This is a genomic window from Maridesulfovibrio pacificus (SeqCode) (genome assembly GCF_048612815.1).
Taxonomy (GTDB): domain Bacteria; phylum Desulfobacterota; class Desulfovibrionia; order Desulfovibrionales; family Desulfovibrionaceae; genus Maridesulfovibrio; species Maridesulfovibrio pacificus.
On sequence record NZ_JBLZNE010000001.1, the window covers coordinates 2648204 to 2668872 of the forward strand.

General features: G+C 46.2%; 14 protein-coding genes. 4 read left to right on the top strand and 10 right to left on the bottom strand.

Annotated elements, in window-relative coordinates; genetic code table 11:
* The first annotated feature begins 19 nt into the window (after positions 1 to 19).
* Positions 20 to 652 carry a phosphatase PAP2 family protein gene (locus ACNI23_RS12340; protein ID WP_420249071.1) on the top strand — a complete coding sequence of 211 codons (633 nt, stop codon included), beginning with the start codon at positions 20 to 22 and terminating at the stop codon, positions 650 to 652.
* Between the two features lie 164 nt (positions 653 to 816).
* Here ACNI23_RS12340 and ACNI23_RS12345 read toward each other — a convergent pair whose 3' ends face one another.
* The 8 genes from ACNI23_RS12345 to queF all read right to left on the bottom strand — a co-directional run bounded on the left by ACNI23_RS12345 (position 817) and on the right by queF (position 9890).
* Positions 817 to 3954 (bottom strand): efflux RND transporter permease subunit, encoded by a 3138-nt coding sequence (locus ACNI23_RS12345; protein WP_420249073.1) that lies wholly within the window; start codon positions 3952 to 3954, stop codon positions 817 to 819.
* Between the two features lie 64 nt (positions 3955 to 4018).
* Positions 4019 to 5194, bottom strand: coding sequence for an efflux RND transporter periplasmic adaptor subunit (locus tag ACNI23_RS12350; RefSeq protein WP_420249075.1), 1176 nt, complete (start codon positions 5192 to 5194; stop codon positions 4019 to 4021).
* A 147-nt stretch (positions 5195 to 5341) separates the two neighbouring features.
* Positions 5342 to 5644 (bottom strand): late competence development ComFB family protein, encoded by a 303-nt coding sequence (locus tag ACNI23_RS12355; protein ID WP_420249077.1) that lies wholly within the window; start codon positions 5642 to 5644, stop codon positions 5342 to 5344.
* 164 nt (positions 5645 to 5808) lie between these two features.
* On the bottom strand, positions 5809 to 7047 hold the full coding sequence (locus ACNI23_RS12360) for a GGDEF domain-containing response regulator (RefSeq protein ID WP_420249079.1): 1239 nt from the start codon (positions 7045 to 7047) through the stop codon (positions 5809 to 5811).
* Between the two features lie 105 nt (positions 7048 to 7152).
* Positions 7153 to 7572 (bottom strand): putative zinc-binding protein, encoded by a 420-nt coding sequence (locus tag ACNI23_RS12365; protein ID WP_420249081.1) that lies wholly within the window; start codon positions 7570 to 7572, stop codon positions 7153 to 7155.
* Positions 7573 to 7700: 128 nt separating this feature from the next.
* A complete protein-coding gene (locus ACNI23_RS12370) occupies positions 7701 to 8837 on the bottom strand; it encodes a permease (protein ID WP_420249082.1) in 1137 nt (378 codons plus the stop codon).
* Between the two features lie 86 nt (positions 8838 to 8923).
* Entirely contained in the window at positions 8924 to 9253 is a 330-nt protein-coding gene (locus ACNI23_RS12375) for an ArsR/SmtB family transcription factor (protein ID WP_420249084.1), read from the bottom strand.
* 133 nt (positions 9254 to 9386) lie between these two features.
* The gene (queF, locus tag ACNI23_RS12380; RefSeq protein WP_420249085.1) at positions 9387 to 9890 is read right to left on the bottom strand and encodes a preQ(1) synthase; all 504 of its coding nucleotides are present in this window, start codon (positions 9888 to 9890) and stop codon (positions 9387 to 9389) included.
* A 255-nt stretch (positions 9891 to 10145) separates the two neighbouring features.
* Here queF and ACNI23_RS12385 point away from each other — a divergent pair, with 255 nt between their 5' ends.
* From ACNI23_RS12385 to ACNI23_RS12395, 3 genes are all read left to right on the top strand, one after another.
* Positions 10146 to 10784: a queuosine precursor transporter gene (locus tag ACNI23_RS12385; RefSeq protein WP_420249087.1), complete on the top strand. Its 639-nt coding sequence runs from the start codon at positions 10146 to 10148 to the stop codon at positions 10782 to 10784.
* A gap of 114 nt (positions 10785 to 10898) precedes the next feature.
* Positions 10899 to 11999 (top strand): substrate-binding domain-containing protein, encoded by a 1101-nt coding sequence (locus ACNI23_RS12390; RefSeq protein WP_420249088.1) that lies wholly within the window; start codon positions 10899 to 10901, stop codon positions 11997 to 11999.
* A 12-nt stretch (positions 12000 to 12011) separates the two neighbouring features.
* Positions 12012 to 14687 (top strand): LuxQ periplasmic sensor domain-containing protein, encoded by a 2676-nt coding sequence (locus tag ACNI23_RS12395; RefSeq protein WP_420249090.1) that lies wholly within the window; start codon positions 12012 to 12014, stop codon positions 14685 to 14687.
* A gap of 2 nt (positions 14688 to 14689) precedes the next feature.
* Here ACNI23_RS12395 and ACNI23_RS12400 read toward each other — a convergent pair whose 3' ends face one another.
* Both ACNI23_RS12400 and ACNI23_RS12405 read right to left on the bottom strand, forming a co-directional pair.
* Positions 14690 to 15601: a GGDEF domain-containing response regulator gene (locus ACNI23_RS12400; RefSeq protein ID WP_420249091.1), complete on the bottom strand. Its 912-nt coding sequence runs from the start codon at positions 15599 to 15601 to the stop codon at positions 14690 to 14692.
* Positions 15601 to 20463 (bottom strand): response regulator, encoded by a 4863-nt coding sequence (locus ACNI23_RS12405; RefSeq protein WP_420250569.1) that lies wholly within the window; start codon positions 20461 to 20463, stop codon positions 15601 to 15603. The genes ACNI23_RS12400 and ACNI23_RS12405 overlap by 1 nt, the downstream gene beginning before the upstream one ends.
* Positions 20464 to 20669 lie beyond the last annotated feature (206 nt).

Here is a 20669-nt window from a genome sequence, read left to right on the forward strand (position 1 = left end):
GAGAACAAGGAAGAATTACATGAATGACAGTCTCAAAAGGTTATCTTTAGGAACAGCTATAGGCGCACTTGCGACACTGCTGCTCGTTGTGCTCTTTTACCAATCTTTTGACCTGCCCATAGCCAAAGCGGCTCATTCATTAAAAGGTACGTTTGCGATTACACTCGGCAAACTGCTCAGCAACCTTGCCTCCAAGCATGTAATCCAAACCATCTCATTTCTGGCCCTGCTGGCAGGAAGCATTGACGCTATACTCAATGGGCTTCAAAACAGATCACGGGCCATGCTGCTGGTAGCTTTCTCAACCATGACCGCCATGCTCATCGGAGACGAACTGAAGTGGTTCTTTGGGCGCTGCCGTCCACCAATGTTCTTCGAAGACGGCTCCTACGGCTTTACTTGGTTTTCCGGTAAATATCTGCAAAACTCTTTTCCTTCGGGCCACACCCTGCGCATTTTTTCATTAGCCACAGCAATAACCCTGCTCTTTCCGCGCAAAAAATATCTTCCTGTAATTCTGGCTGTACTGGTTGGAATCAGCCGGGTTGTGGTGGGCAAACATTATCCTTCAGATGTAATTTTCGGCTGTTTCATCGGAATTAGCTGCGCATTCTGGACACACTACTGTTTATTCCTGCGAAACAAAGAGTAACGGTTCTGGAAACTAAAGACCTATAGACTTCTAGGGAGTAACTTCTTGCTTGTGTCATACGGATATTGAAAGCCGAGTATATAGTCCCCTTTGAAATTTCTATCAAAAAAAGAAGCCCCGCCGGAATCATCCGGCGGGGGCTTCTTCTAAACTTTAATTATCTTCTACTCTTCGGAAGGTTCTGCCTTCTCAGCAGTTCCCTTCTTGTTCTGGAGCTTAACCAAGGTCACGTAGAACAGAGGAACAAAAATTACTCCGAGAATAGTCGCCGCAATCATACCCGCAAAAACAGACGTTCCGAGAGCATGACGGCTGGCAGAGCCCGCCCCCTGCGCAATCACCAACGGTACAACACCAAGGATAAACGCAAATGAAGTCATCAGAATCGGACGGAAACGCAATTGCGCAGCCTGCACGGCAGCATCCATCAGGGATGCTCCCTGTTCATACTTGGCCTTGGCAAATTCAACGATGAGAATTGCGTTTTTCGCTGCAAGACCGACCAGCATAATCAAACCGATCTGGGCATAAACGTTGTTATCCAACCCGCGCAGGAACTGTCCGGAAATGGCCCCGAACACACCCAGCGGCACCGCAAAAACAATCGCCAGCGGAATGATCCAGCTTTCATACTGCGCAGCAAGTACAAGGAATACCATCAGAACCGCCAACGCAAATATTACAACAACTTCGCCACCGGATTTCTTCTCCTGATAGGCAATGTTAGTCCAATCAAAACCGTACCCTCTGGGCAGGGTGTCTCGGGCGACTTTTTCCATTACCGCCATAGCCTGACCGGTGCTGTAACCGGGGGCGTTGGCGGCAGTGATTTCAATAGCCCGGAACAAGTTGTAACGCTGAATATATTCCGGTCCGAAGATCTTCTTCTGGTTAAGCAGGGTGGAAAGCGGAATCATCTTCCCGGTATTTCCGCGTACATAAAACTTGGAGACATCCTCAGGACTGGTTCTGAACTCGGAATCGGCCTGAGCCATGACCCGATAGGTCCTGCCGTACTTGTTAAAATCGTTAATGTAATATCCGCCAAGGAAAGTCTGCATTGCAGTGAACACTTCGTTAAGCGGAATACCCAGCTTGCGGACCTTATCACGGTCTACATCAACAAAAAGCTGCGGCACATTTGCACTGAAAGTGGAGAATATACCTGTAAGTTCAGGCTGCTTGCGCAACTCGGCCATATACTCCTGCGCGGCTTGTGCCAGCTCTTCAACAGTTCCACCTGAACGGTCCTGCAATTCAAACTGTAATCCACCGGTGGAGCCGATGCCGTTAATCGGCGGCGGGTTGAAGCAGATTACCACGGCCTCCTGAATTCCCAGGACCTTCTGCTGAACTTTGCGCAGGATAGAATTAACATGCAATTGCGGATCAGTTCGCTCATCCCAAGGATCAAGAGATGCAAACAACGTCGAAGTATAGGATGAATATGCACCGGTAATCAGGTTGAATCCGCCCAGTGCAAAATAAGTTTTCACACCCGGTTCATTCTTAAGAATATCCTCCACCTTCTTAACAACCGCATCCGAGCGCTCAAGAGATGCCCCTTCAGGAAGCTGAACGTTGATCATGAAATAGCCCTGATCCTCGTTGGGAACAAACCCGGTAGGCACGGTCTTGAACAGTGAATATGTCCCAAGCATGAGCACACCGAAAATACCAAGCGCAACAATCGACTTGCGCAGAATCAGGCGTACCCCGGAGGTATAGCCTGATGTAACTTTGCTGAAGTACTTATTGAATACCTTAAAGAACCACCCCAGCGGACCACGCATCTCCTTTTGCGGACGAAGCAGCAAAGCAGACATAGCCGGAGAAAACGTAAGTGCGTTGATAGATGAAATGGCAACAGAGACCGCGAGAGTCAGCGCAAACTGTTTGTATAGCTGACCGGAGATACCACCCATAAAGGCCACTGGTACGAACACGGCGATAAGAACCGCGGTAGTCGCCACAATCGGACCGGAGACTTCTTTCATCGCCGCCTTGGTAGCCGTCTTGGAATCCATCCCCTCTTCATCAATCTTGGATTGTACCGCCTCGACCACAACGATGGCATCGTCAACAACAATACCGATGGCCAAAACCATACCGAACAGGGTCAAGGTATTGATTGAGAATCCCAGAACCTGAAAGAAAGCAAAAGTACCGACGAGTGAAACCGGAACCGCAATCATGGGCACGATGGTGGCCCGCAGATTCTGCAGGAAAATGAAGACAACAATGAATACGAGAGCCATAGCCTCGTAAAGGGTATCCATAACTTCATCAATAGAGGCGGTTACAAACAGAGTTGTATCGTAGGGGATGTCATATTTCATCCCGGTGGGGAAATCTTTGGAAAGCTCATTCATAGTGGAACGAACTTGTTCAACGATATCGAGAGCATTTGCACCGGGAAGCTGGTAAACCAGCAGCATCGCTGAATCAATTTCACCCTGCCTGCCGAATGCAGAATACGACTTGGATCCCATTTCCACACGTGCCACATCACGGATGTGCACGGTGCTGCCGTCCGGGTTGGCTTTTACGATAATACTACCGAACTCTTCAGGTTCACTGAGACGCCCCTTAACCCTGACAGTAAGCTGGAACTGCTGACCGGAAGATGCCGGCGGCTGTCCCACCTGCCCTGCCGGAGCCTGTAAGTTCTGCTCCTGTACAGCAGAAATGATGTCATCGGCTGTAATCGCCAGCCGAGCCATTTTATCAGGATCAAGCCAGATACGCATGCCGTAATCCTGATCGCCGAAAAGAGAAACACTCCCCACTCCGGGAATACGGGAAACAGCATCAAAAAGATTGATCTTGGCGTAGTTGTTCAGAAAAAGAGAATCATATGTTCCATCAGGTGAAAGCAGGCTAATTACGCAGATCATGCTTGATGACTGCTTTTTAACACTTACCCCGGACTTGGTTACTTCCGAAGGCAACTGCGGAGTGGCAAGGCTGACCCTGTTCTGAACATCAACCGTCGCCAATTCAAGATCACGACCCAGATCAAAAGTAACGTTGAGCACCATGCGTCCGTCATTGGAACTGATGGAGTTCATGTAAAGCATATCCTGCGCGCCGTTAACCTGCTCCTCAATGGGGGCCGCAACAGTCTGTTCCACGACATCCGCGCTGGCGCCGGTATACTGCGCAGAAATCTGTACCGTGGGCGGGGCAATCTCAGGATACTGGGCAATGGGCAGGGTAAAAATACTCAGCAAGCCCACCAGCGTGATAATGATAGAAATAACGGACGAAAAAATGGGTCTGTCGATAAAGAAATTGACCATGGTTCTTCCTGCGAAAAATTATCTCCCCGCGATTGCGGGGAGATTTATATATTAAATGGGATTACTATTTCTCAACTCTAGAGCTGTCTTGTGAGATTTGAGGAGTTACCGTAGTTCCTGGGCGGATCTTGTTCACTCCATCAGCAATAATCAGGTCCCCGGACTCGATTCCGGTTTTGACAACTGTGTTGCGATCATCGCTGTAATCAACAGTTATATGCTTTTCGACAACAGTACCGTTAAAAACAGTCAACAATGATTTACGTCCCTGAACATCAACTAAAGCCCTTGTGGGAACAACCAATGCACTGGGATACTCTTTAAGACAAACCACAACCTTTGCGTACTGACCATCACGCAGAATCCTTTCCGGGTTGGGAAACTCCGCCCGAATTCCCAAGGTTCCGGTGGATGAATCCACGGCACGGTCGGCCATGTTGAAAGTTCCGTTATAGGCGTAGTAACCACCATCAGCCAGAATAATCTGGAGATTGGAGCCCCTTTCAGGCTTACCGGCTTTTTTATTAGCCTCTATTTCGCGGGCGGCTACAAGATATTCTTTTTCCGGGATACTGAAATTTACATAAACCGGATCTACAGCAGAAACTGTTACCAGCACGGTTGCTTCAGCAGCAACAAGAGTTCCCGGCTGGACCTGAGTTCTACCGATAATGCCATCCATGGGAGACTTGATCTGGGTAAAACCCAAATCCAGATTGGCCTGCTCAACCTGGGCCTTGGCATTACTTACATTAGCTTCCAGAACCTGCTTGTCGGTAATCTTGGAATCAAATTCTTCACGGCTGACCGCACCTTGATCGAAAAGAGCCTTAAACCGTTTGTAGTCCTTTTTAGCTTTGGCAAGGGTCGCCCGGGCACTGGCAAGTTCCGCCTCTGCTTTTTTCAGAGCTTCGGTATAGGGACGGGGGTCAATTACAAAAAGTAGCTGGCCTTCCTCAACCCGCTGACCTTCGGTGAACAGCCTTTCTTTGATATGTCCCTGCACGCGGGCTTTGATCTCTACTGTCTTCAAAGCTTGGATCTGGGCTACGTATTCTCCCATTACAGGAAACTGATGTTCTGTAACTTTGATCACTTTGACCGGCATTGCCTGAACAGCTGCCTTTTGATCTTTTTCATCACCAAAACATCCGCCCAGAAGAACCGACATGGTTAACAGGACAAAAAGAAGAACAACGGAGTCTTTCAGACCGGCAACCGCACGAAAAAAAAATTTCACAAATTCCCCCTAAGTAGCATTTCAAAGAAAGGGACCACCCTTGCAACAGTAATCCGACTCCCAATCACAATTATAATAAAAAGTAAGGTACTGTAACCGATTACTATTCCAAAAAAAAGTAAATTATTATGTACTGCGCTTAAGAAACTAATGATGCAGTCTGTCTTTGATCTGCTCAATTGCCCGCGGAATCTCCTCTGCAGCCAACAGCTTTAAGCGATCATATTCTGCTTTGAATTCAGCACTGGGATAAGTGCGATCCGCAATACTGGAGGAGTACAGGCTGGGAAGCCTATTCAAAACCACACAAGCAATATCAAACAAACACTTGTCACATTGACAAAATTCTATTTCAGCCCGACCTATAAGTGCCTGCAACTCGTTATACACTATCTCTTCAGCAAGATTGACAATTTCATCGCTCCTAAAGAAATCCTTCATTGGCAGCATGGTCTCCCCCTTTTCTGCTTAAGCCATTACGGCGTTAACACTTACTATACAAAGTATATCGCACAACAACAGCTATTCAAAGCCAATTTTAAAAACCATTAAATAAAAAAATCCGGCACGAAAGCCGCACCGGATCATTTATTCTATTTGTAGTGAACTTACTGCTACCAATCACAAAGGACTTTATCTCTCCCCGTTCTTTTGGCCTCATAAAGTTTGTTATCTGCACGGCTAACCATTGCGGTAAGGGATTCATCCATGTTTGCCGTGGCTCCAATTGAAACGGTCAGAGTTATAACCTGTCCTTTGAAGTCCACAGAAAAAGACCCCACTTCTTCTCTGAAATCCTCAAGAAAATCATAAAGCTCATCAGCCTGAATTCCATCAAGAAGAACTGTAAATTCTTCTCCGCCAAACCTTGAAACCAATCCTGCATCACCAACATATTCTGCCAGTAAAGATGAAAAATTCTTTAAAACTTCATCTCCGGCATCATGACCGTAAGTGTCGTTAATCTTTTTAAAATGATCGATATCAAGCATGACCACACAAAGTTCATTACCGGCGGTCATACCCTGTTCATAGGTTGGGTTGCCGCGTTCAAAGAAATATCTCCTATTCCAAAGTCCGGTGAGATAATCCTTATTGGCACGATCACGTGAAGCCTGAATAAGCTCTATAAATTCAAGGTTGGAGTTTACCCGGCAAAGAATCTCCTCAACAGACGCAGTCTTCTGGATAAAATCATTAGCCCCCTGCTTGAGGAAAAGCGGTGCTGTTCTTGATTTGCTATCCGATGAAAGAACAATAATGCTGAGTTCGTCCATGGAACGGATGGAACGAAGATGGGCGGTTAGCTCAAGTCCATCCATTTCGGGCATGTAATAATCTGTCAAAACCAGCTTAATATCACTATTCGTGTAAAACACTTTTGAAGCTGCGCGACCATCCTCAGCCTGCAAAACTGTCAGTCCCTGCCGCATAAGAATTCTGGATATCCAATCCCGTACAGAAGCGGAATCATCAACCACCAGAACCTTAATCCCCTGATTTTTATAAACACGGCTGACAATTCGGGAAATGTACTCAACCTGATCAGACTTCTTGAGCACGTAATCGACAATACTTTTTTTAGCCAAAGCATCCAGTGCCTGCTCATCCAATGATGCAGTTACTGCAATGGCGGGAATACTGTTAGCAAGCAACAGCTCTATCCCCATTCCGTACTCTGCATCATCAAGCAGCATGCTGCTCAACCCGACAAAATACTCATTTTCGGCAATCAGTTTCTGTGCACTATTATAAGTGCAGGCAAGATCACACTCAAAACCAGCCTTCAATATCGTTGTGCGGACAAATTTGGCTGTAGCCTTGCTTGGCTCTATAACAAGAACTCTACTCACAAAAGAAATCCCCCGATAAACAAATAAAAAAGGTTAAGCTTGAACTTAACCTACAATTAGCAAATGCCCTTTCATAAACCATTATTATTTTGTTTAATGGCACCCTTATTCTCTGACACATGTATCACATCCACACACTGCATACTTAGAATCAGATCGTTGCTGACCAAACAAAAGTTTTATCTTTTTGCGGAGTTCTCCCAGCATTGCCGGATCAACTTCAGAGACAGGACACTCGACCCCCATCTTAGTAAGACAAAATGTATGAACAGGTTCAATCCCCATTTTTTTCAGCATAATCTGCGAACAGCCCTTTTCACAGCCATCAATCACGATAAGATCACGAACCTTGCCCGCTTCCTCGACATACTCATCCAAGCCGGCACCGATCCCCGCAAGGCAGACCATCTTGGCAAAACCGCTTTTATTCAGCTCCACAGCCAGACTGTTTGCAGCCTGCCCTGAACCTGATCCACCGGAACAACTGACGACCATAAAGCCGGTTTCATATTCTTCATCTATCATGCGGCACCTCCCGTAAAAATTAATCGGGGCTACAATAACACAACTTCAATCACAGAAAAAAGCCAAAAAGGAAAACAGCCGCACTGTCTGGTGAAACAGTGCGGCTGATAAAAACTTATACAGGCTGACTAAATAATCATATTAAAGAGATAACCTACAATGAGAATGCCGCTGGCCACTACCCCGACAAAGACAGCTATAAGCTTAGGCTTAAGCACCTTGCGCAGAATGACCATCTCCGGAAAAGAAAGGGCGATAACACTCATCATAAAGGCCAGCACTGTCCCGAGAGCCGCCCCCTTGCCTAGCAGGGCATCAACAATGGGGATAACCCCGGCGGCATTGGTATACATGGGAATCCCCAGAAGAACCGAAGCAGGAACTGCCCACCATACCCCCTTGCCCATGATGGAAGCCATCATATCTTCGGGAACATAGCCATGGATTGCCGCACCGGCTGCAATACCAAGCACAACGTACAGCCAGACCTTACCTACAATCTCCTTGACTGAATCAAGCCCGAAAACAACTCGGTCCTCAACACTCATCCCGTTCTGCGGGCCATTGTTCTGAGCACTAGCCAACTTAACCCAGCCTTCCACATGCTTTTCCATGCCCAGTCTTCCGATGACCCAGCCAGCTACAATAGCAATGGAAATACCGGTAACAAAATAAAGAGCAGCCACTTTCCAGCCCATCAGCCCATACAAAAGGACCAGCGCCACTTCATTAACCATGGGCGCGGAAATCAGAAAAGAAAAAGTCACGCCCAAAGGGACTTCCCCGGCAACAAAGCCGATAAACAAGGGAACGGCAGAGCAAGAGCAGAACGGGGTGACAACACCGAGCAGTGCGGCAAGAACGTTGCCGTAGGACTCACGTTTCCCGGCCAGCACTTTCCGGGTCCACTCCACAGTCACATATGAACGAATAATGCCAATACCGAATACAACCAGCACCAGCAGCATCAACACCTTAGGTGTGTCGTAGATGAAAAACTGTACTGCTTCACCAAGGTGACTACCCGGAATTAGACCAAACAAATCAAAAGCCGCATACTTGGAAAATGACAATAATTGCGAATAAATGGCATACCAGAACACCAGAGCAGCGGCCATTGCCGCCCAAAGCGCATTACCTTTAATAGGTAAAGATGATTCTTCCTGATCCTCAACAACCGTTTCAGCTTCAGGTTTTATGCCCAGAGGTTCCAAGCCCTTGGATTCTGAAGAACACGCACACGGTTTGATATTTAACTCTTCCATTGTTTTCTCCCGTCCTTATATTTTGCCAAATACGAAACTATTTATTCAAAAAAGAACAGCCGCAACAAAGTTACAGCTGTTCCTGCTTACAATTTTTTTATGGAACTTGCAGCGTAGGCCTTGGCCTGCTCTTCAAATTTCCTGGCAAAAAAGTTCTCAAGACAATTCAGGAATCCCGGCACACAGTCCATATTCATACTGTAATACACGTTTGTCCCCCGCTTGTTATCTTTAAGCACCCCCGCATCCTTGAGCAGGGAAAGATGCTTGGACACGGTGGAAATATCCCGGCCCACAATAGGAACAATATCGCAGACGCAAAGTTCGCCGTCACACAGGGCTTCCACAATAGCAAGCCTGCTGGGATGCCCCAGTGCCTTGAACACTTTTGATTTTGTCTCGATATTTGCTGTCATGATAACTTCTCCAAACTTTCCTGTTTGGCAAAATATAAAAATTAATTCAGTTCTGTCAAGTTTCGGTAATTAAAAGAATCCAAGGAAAACAGACAGAGAAAGGATAACCATTCAATATAACGAGTAAATAAAACTAAGCGGAATGTCTAGATGATTCCATTTTCCATTCACGAACCATCTCCCGAACATCCTCATACTGCGCGCTCTCTTTTTTGTAGTGCTCAGCAAAGACGTGCAAGGCAGTTCCGCCGCGAGGCGAGAATATTCCTTTCACCCGCATCCACAGGGGAGAAAGACGGCCCACGAAATGGTCGAGGATATTATTGGTAATGGTTTCCATAAAAGATTGATGGTTGCGGTAAGCTCCCATGTACAGCTTAAAACTCTTGGACTCAACGCAGAGCTCATCTGGAATGTACTCAACAATGATAGTTGCGAAGTCCGGCTGTCCTGTAACCGGGCAAAGCGATGTATACTCCGGAAACTCAATGCTGACGATGTAAGGCCTGCCCGGGAAATTGTTCGGGAAGGTTTCAAGAATTTCGGGACCGGGAGTGTTGTAGTTGTACTCTGTTGCCCCGGCCTGACCGAGAGAAACAAGGGACTCGGTCTTATCCTGACTTTTGGTTGTTTTCATAGTGATCTTCTCCATAGATAAACAGTCTAATCTGAAAAGGGCCTTTATTGAGTCCCGGCTGTTAGCAGCTTGCCCGTCAAAAGAAAACCTCCACGAGACCTTATTTCCATTTTGACTTTTCACCCAAATGCTGGCAACCCTGCTGCTTAAACATTTGCCCCGAAACGGAACTGTCGAGGCGCGGGACTTTCTCCCTTTTGCTCGTGTCGGGCGGAATCCGTTTCAAAACAAGCACATCCAACACAAGGGAACCCAATGCTCTCTTCAACATTTGAACGCAAAGCGTTCACTCTTCTGACGAGCCTTTTCATCGGCTCGCTGGTCATGGCCGCGGTTGTATCAACCAAGATCATCAACATCTTCGGCTTTTACGCCCCCGCAGGAGTACTGGCCTACTCCGTTACCTTTATTGTCTCGGATATTATCAGTGAAATCTGGGGAAAGGAAAGGGCAAATGAAGTTATCCACTGCGGATTCATTGCCCTGCTGACCGCCATTGCCCTTTCATGGGCCGCCCTACACTGGACAGCCGCCCCCTTCTGGCACGGACAGGAAGGTTTTGCCAGCGTACTCGGCAATACTCCGCGCATAGTCCTTGCTTCACTGTTGGCATATCTGGTCAGCCAGACAAATGATGTTTGGCTCTTCCACTTCCTGCGCAGGCTTACCAAAGGCAATCATCTCTGGCTGCGCAACAACCTCTCAACCATAGTTTCACAGCTCATTGACTCGACTATCTTCGTTACCGTCGCCTTCTACGGCGTAATGCCCGTAACGGATATCATTATAGGTCAATGGGTCGCCAAAGTATGTATTGCTTTTCTGGACACTCCACTGGTCTATGCCGGAGTGAACCTGCTTAGACAACGCACACCAATGGCCGCCACATCCTGATCTCCCACTCTAGAAATGTTACCCGCAGTCTACATCAGCGGAGTTACATTTAGTTGCTATTCTGATACACTGTCTCCATATTTCGCTCGTTAACATTGAAATATGGAGACAGTAATGAACCTCAAACAATTTTCTTCCTTCATAGCCCTTTTTTCAATTCTGCTTTTTACAATACCTGCCAAGGCCGAGAAATACTTCACTCTCGACCAGTACATAAAACTTCATCCCACTGAAAAATTTTTGGAAGATCGCTTCAATAAAATCGTTAAAAGAAATGATGTTAAGCGACTGAAAAAACAATTGAGCCCTAAAATCGCCATTGTATATCCCGGTGGAGAAGTCTCGGATTACTGGCGCAGAAGCAGTAAATCCTTTGAAAGTAGAATTCGCCAATACGGTGCTACTCCCCGTATTTCTAAATTTTACATCAATGCCTCAGAAACAATGGGCAAACAGGCTGCCACTTTCCAGAAAGCTCTTGAGACCGATCCGGACTACCTTTTTTTTACCCTTGATGCATTGCGGCACCAAAGAATGATTGAACCTATCTTAATTAAAGGAAAACCGAAAATAATACTCCAGAACATTACTACCCCGCTTAAGGCCTGGGAAGATAAACAACCCTTCATGTACGTTGGATTCGACCATGCGCGCGGGACGAAAATGCTTGCAGAATATTTTGCCCGTCAAACAGGTGGACGCGGCAGCTATGCTGTTCTCCTGCCGAATCCTGGATATTTGAATGAAGAAAGAGGAAATTCTTTTATTTCATATATGGACAACTACACCTCTCTCAAACTGGCAACGGCCTTTCGCACAGGAATCAATAAAGAGAAAGCACGGTTGGCAGCTTTAAATATTGCCAAACAATACCCGGATGTTAAATTTATTTACGCCTGCTCTACGGACATTGCCCTGGGAGCAGTTGAAGGACTGCAGGAAAAGGATGTGACCCAAAATATCATGGTCAACGGCTGGGGCGGCGGGACACCTGAGATAAAAGCCATTGAAAAAGGAGAACTGGATGTCACGGTAATGCGCATCAATGATGACAACGGCGTTGCCATGGCCGATGCAGTGGTTCTTGATATGCTTGGAAAAAAAGCTCTTATACCCCTTGTATTTTCCGGTAGGTTTGAAATATTAGAAAAAGGTGTAAATGCAAAACGGTTGCACCAACTGCAACAGGAAAGCTTCCGATACTCCGGAAACTAAAAGGATTCATTAATGAAACTTTTTTCAAGGAAGGCCCTGGGACTGACAATACAACTGCTGACCCCGATGCTGGCTTTGGTAGTTGTCATGGGAATATTCATATTTTCATGGTCTTTCTATTTGTCCAAAACCACCCTTGAAAGCGAAATAGCCATTGATATTGAAAAGACAGAAAGCATTGTTACCTTATCTCTGAACAACACACTCGAAGACATCAAGGATGACCTTATTGAAATGACCCTGGATCCTAATTTCCGGGGAGCAATCATTTCCGGGGACAGCGAAACACTTGACCAGAATTTGTACGAATTCATGAACTCCCGCCAAGGATATCTTCTGGATGTTCTGACCATTTACCGGGAGGGAAGAAACTGGGTTGAAGCCGGAGTGATAGAACTGCCCATCGTACAACTTCGCAATAAATTCAAAAACACAATGACCACGTCTCCGGCCTGGGGCTACCTTTCATTCAGATCATTAAATAACATCCGGACCATGCTGGTCTGTGCTGTCCCGGTATTCAATGAGCATACCGGCGAGGTTGCCGGAATCCTTTACGGCGGAATTGACCTGAACTCCAACGTATCTTTTATTGATCGGCTGAAAAACGTATCTAGCGCAATCAATGCAGCCCTCGTCAGCAGACACAGGCTGATCATAAGCACATCCAATCCTTCCAAACCGGAGATGAAAAAGCTCATCGACTGGACTCTGGGCATTAAACCGGGTGATTTCACAATTGACGAGGAGCTTATCTACTCAACCATCCAGCTGCTCCCGCAGCAGGCAGACAGCCCATTGCTGTTCAGTTTTGTAAGGAAGAACCCCTCTTTCCAGTCCCTGAAGAAGAATTATATGCAGAATCTGGGCATTCTTCTTTCGCTGGCAACCCTTTTGGCTATATTTACTGCTTGGGGACTGCAAAAAAGAATTCTGAAGGCACTGAAAATGCTTACGGATTATGCCCAGACCGTAGCATCGGGAGAACGTGAAACAAATTTCATCCCCGGTCAGGTAAGGGAATTCAACCAGCTGGGATTAATGCTTGAGGACATGGTTGCAAAACTGGACGAAAACAGCGTCTATATTTCCAAACTATTCTCCTCAGCAAAAGCTCCGATCATCAACTGCGACACAACCGGAGTTATCCTTGATATGAATCCGGCTGCAGCCAGTCTTATAGGCATTGATGACTCAAAGGTATGGAGCGAGACGTTAAACACATATTTCCCCAGTAGATTTAATAAAACCATCAGTGATGCTTTGCATCAGGTAACCATCGGTAATCTCACTCCTGTCCTTGAACTCCCTGTCCACCTAAAAAACGGTGAAGAAAAATATTTCATTTGGACATTCTCTCCGGTTCGCATGGAAAGCAAGGATGAAGCAGACTTTATTCTCCTGCAGGGACTTGATGTTGACGAAAGCAAAAAAGCAACCCAAAAAGCGCAGGAAAGCGAAGCACGTCTGCGCCAGATCATCAACCTTCTTCCACAAGAAATATTCGCCAACGACCTTGAAGGTAAATTTCTGTTGGTCAACAGTATTAAAGCGAAAAAAATGGGTATTACCACTGATGATATTACCGGAAAATACCTGCCGGAAATTATCAAAGATCCGGTAGAGGTAACCCGTATTCTCGAAGATGACCGCATGGTCATTGAAAGAAATGAAAAACTACTCACCGAAGAAAGCTACCGCGATGAAAACAGGATAACCCACTGGATTGAAACAACACGGGTTCCCTATATTTCAGCGGAAAACAATACCCCGGCAATTCTTACTATTTCCACGGATATCTCCCGCATCAAAGAAGTCGAGCAGGAGATGAAATCCTTGAACAAAGAACTGGTGGAAAGGGTAGCAATGAGAACCACGGAGCTTGAAAATGCCAACTCCGCCCTGCTGAAATCTATGGACGAACTGCGCCAGACTCAGGATAAGCTGGTAGAGACTGAAAAAATGGCTTCCCTCGGTGAACTTGTTGCCGGTGTAGCCCATGAAATCAACACTCCGCTGGGCATCAGCGTGACCAGCGCTTCATTTATTAAAGAACTGACGGAATCACTGCAGCACAACTTTGAATCCGGCACCATGAAAAAGTCGGACCTTGAAAAATTCCTGAAGACCGGCAGTGAGGCCCTCGACAACATAATGAAAAACCTTGAACGCTCAGCAACACTGATCAGCAACTTCAAACAACTGGCAGTGGATCAGTCTTCTGACGATGTCCGGCAGATCAACCTGCACGAATATATACAGGGAATCCTGCTGTCGCTGAAACCAAAATTCAAAAAATACAAGCACGAAATCACTGTGGACTGCCCCAAAGGACTGGAAATCAATATTTCGCCCGGTTCTTTAATGCAGGTCATAACAAATATTGTAACCAACTCTCTGACTCATGCTTTCCCGAATACGGATCAAGGCACGATATCCATAACTGCTGAACGCAGCGGCAAAGGGGTCAAACTTATATTCTCCGACAACGGTATCGGAATGGGCACGGAGCAGGTACTGAAAGTATTTGAACCGTTTTACACCACGGCAAGAAGCGAGGGATATACAGGACTCGGCATGCATCTGGTATACAACCTTGTTACCCGAGCACTGAACGGAACTATTGAATGTCAGAGTTCTCCGGGAGAGGGAACCACATACGAAATCTGGTTTCCCGAAGGAGAATAAAATCAGGTCAGATCGGTCCAGAGAACCATATTTCTTCCCCTGCGCTTAGCCTCATAAAGCATCGAATCAGCGCCGATAGTCAAATCCTGTGCTTTTGAAAAAGAGGACGGAATCACTGTTACACCGCCAAGACTTACAGTCAGGACATTACTCACTGATGAAAAACCGTGCTTGATACCCAACTCAAAAATTAAAACCCTGATCTTTTCGGCGATATATCTTCCGCCATCTGAGTCTGTCTCCGGAAGCAGGAGGACAAATTCTTCTCCGCCGTATCGTGCGGCAACATCCGCCGGACGCTGAACCTCAGCCTGTAGGAGATCAGCTACTTTCTTAAGAACCTCATCTCCGGCAGTATGACCGTAATTGTCGTTGTATTGCTTGAAACAATCCACATCGAGCATGGCCAGAGACATTTTATCCCCGGAGCGGCTGCAGCGACGCCACTCCCTTTCCAAAGCCAGTTCAAAACTTCTTCGGTTGGGCATTTCCGTAAGGCCGTCCAGATTGGCAAGGCCTTCCAATAATTTCCGCTGTCTGGCTATGGTCAGGTGGTTCTTTATCCTTGCCTTGACAATCGGGGGGTGGAAAGGCTTGCGGATGTAATCCACAGCTCCCATTTCGAGGCCGCGGGCCTCATCATGCTCGGAATCAAGAGCGGTAATAAAAACAACCGGAATATCCTTACTTTTATCGGAAGATTTGATTTTGCGCAGAACTTCATACCCATCCATTTCCGGCATAAGAACATCCAGCAGTACCAGATCTGGAGGATTTTCAGAATTCACCCGGTCAAGGGCCTGATTGCCATTTTTAGCCAATACGACCTTGTAGTCCTGACGCAACAGATCAGAAAGGACATTGAGATTCAACCTCTCATCATCAACAATAAGAATTTTAGCTCTCTCTTCCATTAATCAGATCCTCTATCCAGCGGAATATTCAGTTCATCGGAAATTCTTTCCAACAGGAAACGGCCATCGTCAAAATCAAAATTTTCAATATAGCGGGTTAATTCAGCAAGCTGCCCCTCAAATCGTTCGAGATTAAAATGATTTCGCAATTCATCCAATACATCGCCGCATTCGGCATCACCTTCACCGAGCATTATATACAGCTTATTGATAAGATTGAAACTTTTTTCTTTATCATACACATATTCCCGGGCGTCATCCTCACTACCAACTTTAAGCCCGTGCAATCCCATAATTACCAGTTCAAGCTCTGAAACAAAATGCAGTAGGTCCTCTTCATACCCGCTACGGTTATTCTCCCGGAGGTCTCCCTCCAGAAGACGGCAGAATTCATAAAGTTTTACAGCTCCGATATTTCCGGAAATTCCTTTCAAGGAATGAATTTTCATCAAGGCCTGTTCCGGACCTGCATCAGTAAGAGTTGCTTTTAATTCCTCTTGAAAATCTCCGTACCGGTCCTTGAATCCCTGCAGAACTTTCAGGTAACTTTCCTTATTGCCACCGATATTACGCAGTCCCTTTGCGCAGTCTATTCCGGGCAATTCCGGCATATCTTCATCATTTTCTGATAACTCGCAGTAAGAAGGAACATAAACGATATCCTCTGCGTTCAGGTATTTAGCCAAAGCTCTTTTCAATTCTTCCGGATCAATGGGTTTGGTCAAATGTTCATTCATGCCTGCTTCAAAACTTTTTTCCCTGTCTCCAGGCATGGCGTGAGCAGTCATAGCCAGAATAGGCAGATTATCATAACGTCCATTGGAACGGATTATCCTGGCCGCTGTCAGCCCATCCATTTCTGGCATCTGGATGTCCATGATAATCAGACTGTATGCCTCTGACTCCAAGGCCTCCAAAGCCTTACGCCCATTATCGGCCACATCTACATCAAGCCCCATACCTTCAAGCATTCTCCGGGCAACCTGCTGGTTGAGTTCATTATCTTCCACAAGCAGAATTTTAGGACTCTGCCCAGTTAACTCCAACTCAACAGAATCATGCACATCTGCATCCGAAAGATCCATATGTTGAACATCACTAAATTCACCCTGCAAAGCAGCATATAATGAAAGCCGCGAAACAGGGCGGGTAACAAATCCATCAACACCGGTCAGTGCGGCTTCCTTACGAAAGGATTCATCCATATTCACAGGAGCCATTAAAATAATCGGAACATGTTTCAACTCGGGAATATTCCTGATCCGGTCAACAAACTCAAATACATGCATGTCGTGCATTTTTCCAGAAACAAGGATCAATCCTACCCCATCCATAGCTGCAGGATTTTCAAGTCGTTCAAGCGCACTTGAAGCTGTGCTGTCTACCACAGCTGTAATGCCGAATTCCTCCATTGTGGAACGGATAAATTCACGGGCCAACATATTGCTCTCGATCACAAGAGCCTTCATGGACTCTTCTCCTGTCAGCAATACCAACGAGTACCCCTTGTCCACTGCGGTCAGCTGCACGGTAAAATAAAAAGAACTTCCCTCTCCGGGATGACTTTCAACACTGACTGTCCCGCCCATTAGTTCCACAAGGGAACGGGCAATAGCCAGCCCCAAACCTGTTCCACCGTATTTACGCGTTGTTGAAGCATCAGCCTGCGTAAAGGAATTGAAAAGTACGGATACTTCTTCATTACTCAAGCCGATACCACTGTCACGTACAATAAACTTAATCTTAGCTTCACCGGTACAGTTCTCCTCACAAGTGACAATAAGATTCACTTCCCCCCTATCAGTGAACTTCACCGCATTGTTAACAAGATTAGTCAGCACCTGCTCTAGACGTAACGGATCTCCGCGCAAGCTTAACGGAACGTCAGAACCAACGGACAGGATAAAATCAATCCCTTTGGATTCCGCTTTGACTGCAACCATATTGCAGATTTTTTCCAACACATGGTCCAACTGAAACTCAACGTTCTCCAGCACGAACTTACCGGCCTCAATCTTGGAAAAATCAAGAATATCGCCAATGATTGACAGCAGAGAGTCAGCGGACGACATCATCTTGTTCAAGTACTCACGCTGTGCCGGATCAAGATCGGCACTTTGCATCAAGTGCCCGAATCCGATGATGCTGTTCATGGGCGTGCGAATCTCATGACTCATATTGGCAAGGAATTCAGATTTAGCACGGGTGGCGGCTTCCGCTGCCAGTCTTGCCCGGTTGAGCTCCTGTTCCACTCTTCTACGCTCGGTCACATTACGCATACACTCAACAGCACCGACAACTTTCCCGGAATGATCGCGCAGCGGCCCGGCAACTCCCCAAAAATATGCTCCCTGTCCATTGAATGCCCTGGGAGTATACACCTCACCATAAAGCATTCCAAAGCGCCGCTCCAAAGACTCATACCGAGCGGTTAGAGGTTCAAGGGATTCCCTAAGAGCAAAATCAACAAGAATAGGCCTGCGTTCACCATAAAAAGGTAATGCATATTCATAATCAGCCTTGCCGATCATATCCTTCTTGCTTACTCCGGTAACCTCTTCAACGGCCTTGTTCCAAGCCAGTACAACCCCGTTGCTGTCGATAACAATAGTCGGGTCGGGTAAGAATTCGATAATATCATTTAAGCGCTGGTAGGAATCCCGCAATTCATTTTCGCTTAAACGTTTTCTGGTCACGTCCCGAAAACTCCAGACCCTGCCGACAACATCAGATCCTATGCGCTGGGGGTTGGAATATTTCTCTACAATTCTACCATCCGCCAGTATGAGTTCCTCAACCTGTCCCGCTTCAGACTCCAGCGAATAATCCCAAAGGCCGTTAACAGAACTGCCTTCTTCCAACTGATCAGAAATATATCCGAATACATCCGAAACAACTCCGGACCGCAATATATGTTCCGTGATATTCCACATGGTTGAAAAACGAGAATTCCATGCCACCACCTGTCCATAACCGTCCACGGCAAGAATGCCATCTGCTGAGGATTCAATAGTCGCGGTCAGGAGTGAAACAGAGCGTTCAATCTCTTCTTTACTGCGGCGCTTTTCGGTTACATCCCGCAAAGTTGCTTGAATGAAGGGAGTGCCACTGATAACCATCTTGCGTGCGCGAACACTTGCATAAAATTCTTCCCCGTCAGACCGCCGGCAAATAAGATCAAAATCCAAGCCCCCGGCATCAATAGTCTTCCCTACCCATTCATCCAGAAGAACAGTGGAAGATTCCCCTTCAAACTGATTGGGAGCGATAAGATTCTCTGGACGGTAGGAAAGCAATTCTTCTTCTGAGCCGCAACGAAACATTGAAACGGCTTCAGGGTTGGCACTAAAAAACTTGTAACTTAAATCCATCAGCAAGATTGCATCACTGGCATTATCAAAAATGGACCGATACTTGATTTCCCTTTCCTTCAAGGCCTCATTCTTCTCCCGTCCCTGCTCCATAAGATACAGTCTTTCAAGGGCAAAACCCACATATGAAGAAAGGAACAGCAATACCTCAAAATCTTTTTTATCAAGGGGTTCACTTTCACTGTAACTCTGAACAGCCATAGCACCCACAACTTCCCCTTGAAGTTTCAAGGGAACACCGAGCCAGATATTGCATTCAGGACCGATAAGAACGTACTCCCCTTCATCGCGAAGTTTCATACGGGTTTTAAAATCTCCGAATAAAGGCTCACCGGTTTTGACAACATAATCAGTCAACCCGATCCCCATTATCCGCGCTTCCGGAACCTCTTCCTTCTCATCAGAAAAATATGGGAAACTGATCATGTCCGTTTCACGGTCATAAGCAGCAATATAAAAATTTCGCGCATGCATCAGCTGATTAACCTGCCCCTGAACGATGGAATAAAACTCATCGATACCGGAGACACGGGATACAGACATCGCGATCTCATAGAGTCTCTTATGGACCTTCTCCATGCGGCGGCGCTGAGCAACCTCTGTATTCAAAGATTCATTCAGCCTAAAAAGTTTACGGTTCCAAAAAATAATTGCGGTAAGAGCAAGCGCCATAAACGTAAAAAGGAGCACGATCTCAGTATAGTCCACAGACTGTTCATAGCGAACGTCAAACCATTTTTTGCGAATTTCGCGGTGAGAATTTTCACTGATAGCTGCAAGCGTTTTATTGATGATCGATAGGGCTTGAGGATACTCCGGAGATACACCAATTCGGTGCTCAAACTTAAATCTGGTAGTTCCCACAATTTTAAGGTTTTCTACTCCAAGCATATTCATATGTTCGACCACTACAGCAAGATGTCCCACAAAAGCATCCACCTGCCCCTTGGTAAGGAGAAGAAGGCCATCCGCCACATCGGAAGTGCCGACAAGCTCTATTTCAGGGAAATTATCTTCGATATAGTGATAGCTGGTGTATGATTGTCCGGCGGCAACCCTCTTACCGTTCAACTGCGACAAGTCCCGCACAGTCCCGTACTTTTCTCCGGCAACGATAACCAAAGGAAATGAAACATAAACATCGGAAAACAGGACTTCTCGTCCAACCATATCCTCGTTGCTCAGAGCCGGAATAACATCCAACTCACCTTCAGTGTATTTTCGTAGAACATCCGCCCATGAGTCACTGGCTACAAATTCAAATTTCAAACCGGACATTTCTGAAATTATATTCATATAATCCGCGATAATTCCCCGAAATTGGCCTTTTTCATCAATTATGGACAATGGCTCCCAGTCCACCTCACTCATTCTGAGTGGCAAACCGCTGCGAATAAAAGACTCTTCTTCAGGACTTAATTTCAGAGGAAATGGCGCACTGTCCCTGGCAACTGGCTCAGCATTTGCATTTAAAACAGCAATACAGTCCATTGGAGTTACGATGGAAAAAAGAAACAAAAGGACACAAAGAAACTGAATACGAAAAGAAAGATCATTGTCCAAAATTTTAAAAATCAATGTAACTGTCCCCTTGTAAGAAACTTTTGCGGTCCAAACAAAAATAACATCAGTAGATACAATGAACAAGGCAGGGTTTGCTTGGGAGAGTTCACAGCTCTTTTTGCTCTGCACTCAGA